The 6505-nt window shown below is 47.4% G+C and carries 9 protein-coding genes; all 9 read left to right on the top strand.

Annotated features, from left to right (window positions below; genetic code table 11):
- The coding region (locus tag RMO84_RS08865) for a GIY-YIG nuclease family protein (RefSeq protein ID WP_310488115.1) at nucleotides 1–560 on the top strand (560 nt) is incomplete at its 5' end.
- 741 nt (nucleotides 561–1301) lie between these two features.
- Nucleotides 1302–2786, top strand: coding sequence for a glutamate synthase small subunit (gltD, locus tag RMO84_RS08860; protein ID WP_310488114.1), 1485 nt, complete (start codon nucleotides 1302–1304; stop codon nucleotides 2784–2786).
- 101 nt (nucleotides 2787–2887) lie between these two features.
- On the top strand, nucleotides 2888–3094 hold the full coding sequence (locus RMO84_RS08855) for a hypothetical protein (RefSeq protein ID WP_310488113.1): 207 nt from the start codon (nucleotides 2888–2890) through the stop codon (nucleotides 3092–3094).
- A gap of 290 nt (nucleotides 3095–3384) precedes the next feature.
- On the top strand, nucleotides 3385–3561 hold the full coding sequence (locus tag RMO84_RS08850) for a hypothetical protein (RefSeq protein WP_310488112.1): 177 nt from the start codon (nucleotides 3385–3387) through the stop codon (nucleotides 3559–3561).
- A gap of 163 nt (nucleotides 3562–3724) precedes the next feature.
- The gene (locus RMO84_RS08845) at nucleotides 3725–4018 is read left to right on the top strand and encodes a hypothetical protein (RefSeq protein ID WP_310488111.1); all 294 of its coding nucleotides are present in this window, start codon (nucleotides 3725–3727) and stop codon (nucleotides 4016–4018) included.
- A 95-nt stretch (nucleotides 4019–4113) separates the two neighbouring features.
- Entirely contained in the window at nucleotides 4114–4287 is a 174-nt protein-coding gene (locus RMO84_RS08840; RefSeq protein WP_310488110.1) for a PCP reductase family protein, read from the top strand.
- 104 nt (nucleotides 4288–4391) lie between these two features.
- Nucleotides 4392–5240: a diaminopimelate epimerase gene (gene dapF, locus RMO84_RS08835; protein WP_310488109.1), complete on the top strand. Its 849-nt coding sequence runs from the start codon at nucleotides 4392–4394 to the stop codon at nucleotides 5238–5240.
- 8 nt (nucleotides 5241–5248) lie between these two features.
- Nucleotides 5249–5866: a Uma2 family endonuclease gene (locus RMO84_RS08830; RefSeq protein WP_310488108.1), complete on the top strand. Its 618-nt coding sequence runs from the start codon at nucleotides 5249–5251 to the stop codon at nucleotides 5864–5866.
- 20 nt (nucleotides 5867–5886) lie between these two features.
- A partial coding sequence (locus RMO84_RS08825; RefSeq protein WP_310488107.1) for an ABC transporter ATP-binding protein occupies nucleotides 5887–6505 on the top strand: 619 nt, incomplete at its 3' end.

Here is a 6505-nt window from a genome sequence, read left to right as displayed (position 1 = left end):
GCCGCTTGCGAGTTGTTTATGACAATGGGACAGAAAGTGATTACCTGCTGCGATCGCTCCAACGTGCCTTAAATAAAGACAAGGCTAGTCGCCGTATCACTAGCCCAGATTTAAGTTCACTCCCACTGTTTTCGCAAGTTGTAGCAGCCGATGACTTAGCGACTGGCTACATTTATGTACTTAGAAGCCAATCAGAACATCCCTTCATTGCAGAAAATCGATCTGTCATTCACAAAATCGGTGTGACGATCGGTGACGTGAAAAGACGGGTTGCCAACGCCAAGAAAGACCCTACCTATCTGCTAGCGGATGTAGAAATAGTCGCAACCTTCAAACTGGCGAATATCAACAGCAAGGGACTTGAAGCAATACTTCACAAATTTTTCAGCAGTGCTCGGTTAGATTTGGAATTGAAGGATCGCTTCGACATACCAGTGAAGCCACAGGAATGGTTCTTTGTGCCACTGAATGCGATCGAGGAAGTAATTGAAAAAATCAAGGCAGGAACTATCGAGCAATTTCGATACGATCTGGCGGCAGCAAGTCTCACGCGATTGTAATGAACCCAAAGCCAATAGCATCAATAAGACGACACCGGCTACCGTGGATGACCAAAAAGTCTGTTTATCCCCGATTGGAAAGTAAATGAAATGTACTTATGTGAGATAACAAATCGATGGAGCAGCCCTCTGAGAGTATCAGAAGTCATCTGCGGTAGCTCATCTCAATCGTTAGATCGATTACGTTAATACCGACGGTGCAAAACATTAGCGTTGAGTATTTTTGGTCATCGATCTGTAAAATCAAATAAATAAGTTAAAGATAAAAATCTAAGTTATCTATCGAAACCTCAGAACATAATTTTCTGGAATGCTTCAAACTAATAATAAAATTGCTGAAGGTCATATTATCGCCGTTTGTAACCATATTGCGCGTGATTTCATTTCAGTAACCTTTGTTTGAGTCAGTTGAGGTACTATCTTATTCGATCGACGGATCTTCGTGGATAGCTGTTGCTATTATCTCTCTAAAAAGTGGGTCGAAGAGCACCTGTCAGTGTCGATGCAGCGATGGAAGTAAGTGAGATCGTACCCGACTTGTCCGAGGAGTTGGGTTGCCATCGCCATCAAAAGTTGAGTTAGGTTCGATCGACGGTTCGCCCGAACGATGTCCGTAAACTCACAAGTTAGGATAAGAAGATTGAAGCAGTACTTACATGGTATCGATCGAACCGACTAAAATAGACACCGCAGCCTCACATCAGACTACCCAAATTATTTAAGCGATTATTTTTAACCCTTATGGGCAAGCCAACCGGATTTATTGAATACCTGCGCGAAGTCGAAGGCGAACTCGCACCACTCGATCGCGTCCACAATTGGGACGAATTTCACCTACCCATGCCCGACGACAAGCTCCGCAACCAGGGAGCTAGGTGCATGGACTGTGGCACGCCCTTTTGCCATACGGGCACGCTGATTAGTGGCATGGCTAGCGGTTGCCCGATTAATAACCTGATTCCAGAATGGAACGATCTGGTCTATCGCGGACTCTGGCGCGAAGCCCTCGACAGGCTCCACAAAACCAACAACTTCCCCGAATTCACGGGTCGAGTCTGCCCCGCCCCCTGTGAAGGCTCCTGCGTACTAGGCATTCATAACCCGCCAGTGACGATTAAAAGCATCGAACACTCGATCGTCGATAAAGGCTGGGACGAGGGCTGGATCGTCCCCGAACCCCCTGCCAAACGCACGGGTAAAAGAGTCGCGATCGTCGGTGCTGGCCCTGCCGGACTTTGTGCCGCCGCTCAACTAAATAAAGCCGGACACTGGGTGACAGTTCTCGAACGAGCAGATCGCCCGGGCGGATTGCTGATGTACGGCATCCCCAATATGAAGCTCGAAAAAGAGCGAGTCGTCCTCCGCCGGATCGAGCTACTCGAAGCCGAAGGCATCACCTTCAAATGCAATGTGGAAGTTGGCAAAGATATTAGTGCCGAAGATCTGCGGAAAAATTATGATGCGGTCATCCTCTGTACTGGAGCCACCAAACCGCGCGATCTCCCGATCGAGGGTCGCCAATTTAAAGGCATCCACTTCGCAATGGAATTCCTCACAGCTAATACCCAAACAGTATTGGACGGCAAAGAACATCGCGACTTTATCGCTGCTGCCGGTAAAGATGTCATCATCATTGGTGGTGGAGACACGGGTACCGATTGCGTCGGCACCTCGATCCGCCACGGCTGCAACAGTGTCGAGCAACTAGAAATCATGCCGATGCCGCCCCAGTCCCGCGCGGCGAATAATCCCTGGCCAGAATGGCCGAAAGTCTACAAAATGGACTACGGCCAAGAAGAGGCCGCCGCGAAATTTGGAGCCGATCCGCGCGCCTATCTCACCACTGCCACTAAATTCGAGGGCGATGCCGACGGCAACGTCACTGCCGTTCATACCGTCCAAGTTCAGTGGGAGAAAAATGAGCAAGGGCAATTTGTGCTTCAACACGTCCCTGGTACTGAGAAAGTCAATCCCGCTCAGCTCGTGCTGCTGGCGATGGGTTTCCTCGGCCCCGAGCAACCACTTATTGATGCTTTAGGCTTAGAGAAAGACCCGCGCAGCAACATCAAAGCCGAACATGAAAAATACACCACCAGTATCCCTGGTGTCTTCGCCGCAGGCGATTGCCGTCGCGGTCAAAGTCTAGTCGTGTGGGCATTTAATGAAGGTCGCGGTGCCGCTCGTGAATGCGATTTGTATCTGATGGGAAGTACCGATCTGCCATAGGGTACCTTATGGGAAGGCTAATTAAGTTAATTAATTCACGCCTTCTCTGGTTCGATCGACACCACAATCATTCAATCAACAACTGCATAAAGGTAAATAACATGCAATCATTACAAACTGTCTACGAAAATCTTGAAAAGATCGATCGAGTCGATGCGACGACTAGTGCCACATACCGTCAGTCAGCACAGGAAGTATTAGCCGATCCTGAGATTAGTTTAGAGTGGCGCAAAGCAATATCCGATCGACTCAATCAAGTCAATCACGATCTAACGGTTCACGCTCATGTAGATGACGATAGTTATTAATTGATAATCGATCGTTGATAATCGATCGTTGTAGGTTGGGTAGAGCGAAGCGAAACCCAACAGCACATAGCATTAATGCTTGAACTCACTCAAATAACGCGATCGACGATCGAACATTGGGATCGTTGGATTTCGTGCCTCTAGCCAACCGACAGAGGTAAATTTACTTAGCCACTTTCCAAGGGCAGATCTAACTCGATCGCCAACCACCACAATCTCGATCGAATCGCACCAAACAGCCGTAAAATAGCTATAGACTGACTTTACAAAACGCAATCTTCTTCAGAATCATGGCACAAGTACAACCCTCCGTCCAACCCAAACTAGTCGTAACTAGATTTGGTTTCAATCGATTTGCAGAGCAATTGAATGGCAGAGCGGCAATGGTTGGCTTTGCGGCACTACTGGCGATCGAGTACATCACCGGCCAAAATCCGCTGGCGTGGATGGGCTTGGGAATTAATTAAGGATCTCTGCCAAATGAGCTAGTTTGCAGTGGGTATATTAAGAGAATGACTCGGCGCATTGGCTAATTCTCTACTTGTGGACGATCGATTACCCAGCCTGAGCTTGTAGAATAGGATTATAGATCGATGGTATCTTGTAATCCTAGTCTTACCCACCGAATAAATGAACGCGATATTTCCTACTTTCTTGAAAAGACTATACCGCAAAGAACCAATTTCCAGCTTTATTATTATTGTTGGTGCCGTTGATGCCGTCCTTGGAGGCGTTAATGAGGTGGGCACACTCATGATTTTGGGATTACTAACTTCGGGAGTGGCGATCGGTTATCGCTGGTGGTGCATTCAGCAGTCGGAGACTGAATCGGGACGCAAGTCAAAACAATTATATTTACCATCTGCCGATGCCAATCGATCGCCACTCCCCGATCTCGATCGTCGTCGCCATCCGCCATTATAAGTTTTGGATGAGTAAGATCGATCCGACTGACTGCACCAAAATTACCAATAACTACCCTCGCCCCTTTCAATTGACATTAGGATAGCAATTTTTTTGTGAGTAATAATATCGCTTGGACAGCTGAAGCAGAAGCAAAACTCAAGGAAATCCCGTTTTTTGTGCGACCTGCGGCACGAAAGAAAATCGAAAAGTTTGCCCAAGAAGAAGGCACCATTGAGATTACTTCCGAAGTTTACGATCGCGCCAAACAACAATTCGGGCAAAAGTAAACTTCAGTCGATCGATTGTCAGTACAACTTTCCCGAACCGTAGCGATCTCCACTCTTCTCCCCGTCCCCCAGTTCCCCGTCCTCCAATCCCTACCCCCTAAGATATGTCGATCGCATTTAGCAAATACCAAGGCTTAGGTAACGATTTTATCCTAATCGATAATCGTCACAGCGATACACCAGTCATCGAGCCAGAAGAAGCGATTATTTGGTGCGATCGGCATTTTGGGATTGGTGGCGACGGAGTGATTTTCGTGCTCCCAGGAACGGATGGTGCCGACTACACCATGCGGATTTTCAATTCTGATGGCTCGGAGCCAGAGATGTGCGGCAATGGCATTCGCTGCATGGCCAAATTTATCGCCGATTTAGAAGGCAAAACCGATCTGGCTGTCACCTACAAAATTCATACTCTCGCTGGCATCATCACCCCAGAAGTATTACCAGAGGGCAATGTCCAAGTAGATATGGGCGAACCGCGACTCTCGGCTGCCGAAATCCCCACGACATTGAGTTCTAGCGATGATAAGGTAGTCGATCGATCGATTGAAGTCGATGGCAAATCCTGGACGGTAACTTGCGTCAGCATGGGCAATCCCCATTGTATGACTTTCGTAGACGATGCTAACGCGATCGATCTCAACGCGATCGGGCCAAAATTCGAGCATCATCCGGCTTTCCCCCAGCGCACTAATACCGAATTCGTCCAAATTATCCGTCCCGATTACGTCAGAATGCGCGTCTGGGAACGCGGTGCGGGCATCACCCTCGCCTGCGGTACGGGTGCCTGTGCGACGGTAGTGGCTGGCGTCCTCACTGGCAAATGCAATCGCTTTTGTACTGTCGAATTACCTGGCGGTTGCCTCCAAATCGAATGGTCGCAAGCCGATAATCGCGTCTACATGACCGGCCCTGCTGAGTTAGTATTTAAAGGAGCAGCCGCACAAGAATAGGAGTACAGATGATGATTGCCGCCATCGAGCAACACCCTAATTCTACGAATGAGTTTGCCCCTGCGTTCCCACTCAATCTGAGCGCGGTGAAATTTACTCCTGCCCAATTTCAAGATCTTTGCGACACCAATCGCGATCTGCGGTTAGAACTTACTAGCACTGGAGAATTAATATTTTTGGCACCAACTGGTTGGGGTACTTCTAGGCGAAATCTGAAATTTATCGTCCAGATTGGCATCTGGAACGAGCAAACGCAACTGGGAATGGCTTTTGAATCATCTGGTGGTTTTGTTCTACCTAATGGTGCTCAACGTTCTCCTGACGTTGCCTGGGTAGAGAAATCGAGAATTGAAGCCTTCAATCCAGACCCCAATAAGTTTTTGCCTTTAGCTCCCGATTTTTTAATCGAATTACGTTCTGCTAGCGATCGCTTATCCACAATTCAAGAAAAGATGCAAGAATACCAAGCCAATGGAGTACGGTTGGGTTGGTTAATAGATCCTCAGCATCAGCGGGTCGAAATTTATCGCATTAATAAAGAAACTGAAATTCTCCAATCGCCAGCCCAGCTTAGTGGCGAGGATATTTTACCTGAATTCATCCTCGATTTAACCGATATCTGGTAGCCCAATTCATTCTTATCAACTTGCTACTTCAACTCGATCGACTGAATTATACCCCACCCAACTTTACCAGGTCGCTGCTGACAGATATCTCATTTAGTTTAGCAGCGGGTGAATGTTTGACTTTAACGGGGATTACTGGTGCGGGTAAAAGTACGTTGTTACGATTGCTAAATCGTCTGAGTGAACCAACGAGCGGGCAGATTTTGTTCGATGGTACTGACTATCGATCGATCGATCCGATTACGCTCAGAAAACAAGTAATGTTGGTAAGCCAGGAACCAAAGCTATTAGGGATGAAAGTACGCGAAGCTTTGGCTTATCCCCTACAGTTACAATCTTTGGGTGCTGAAGAAATCAAACAGCGGATCGTGACTGTGGCTGAAAAATTGGAGATTACCTCCGATTGGTTCGATCGATTAGAATCACAGCTTTCTGCCGGACAAAAACAGATCGTCTCGATCGCTAGAGGCTTAATTACGCGACCTAAAATATTATTACTGGATGAACCGATCGCTAATCTCGATTTTCACACTGCCGAAAAAATCTTAGAGTACATCACCGATCTGGCTCGATCGCAACAGATGGGGCTAATTATTGTCAATCATCAGTTAGAATTAGCCGCCCGATTTAGCGATCGAT

Origin of the sequence: Chamaesiphon sp. VAR_69_metabat_338, assembly GCF_031423935.1 — a bacterium.
In the GTDB taxonomy this organism is placed as follows: domain Bacteria; phylum Cyanobacteriota; class Cyanobacteriia; order Cyanobacteriales; family Chamaesiphonaceae; genus Chamaesiphon.
This window is presented reverse-complemented; position numbering and strand designations above follow the sequence as displayed.

Excerpts from the sequence above, each read along its gene's own strand:
- gltD (WP_310488114.1), top strand. The coding sequence starts at position 1,302 with ATGGGCAAGCCAACCGGATTTATTGAATACCTGCGCGAAGTCGAAGGC.
- RMO84_RS08855 (WP_310488113.1), top strand. The coding sequence starts at position 2,888 with ATGCAATCATTACAAACTGTCTACGAAAATCTTGAAAAGATCGATCGA.
- RMO84_RS08850 (WP_310488112.1), top strand. The coding sequence starts at position 3,385 with ATGGCACAAGTACAACCCTCCGTCCAACCCAAACTAGTCGTAACTAGA.
- RMO84_RS08845 (WP_310488111.1), top strand. The coding sequence starts at position 3,725 with ATGAACGCGATATTTCCTACTTTCTTGAAAAGACTATACCGCAAAGAA.
- dapF (WP_310488109.1), top strand. The coding sequence starts at position 4,392 with ATGTCGATCGCATTTAGCAAATACCAAGGCTTAGGTAACGATTTTATC.
- RMO84_RS08830 (WP_310488108.1), top strand. The coding sequence starts at position 5,249 with ATGATGATTGCCGCCATCGAGCAACACCCTAATTCTACGAATGAGTTT.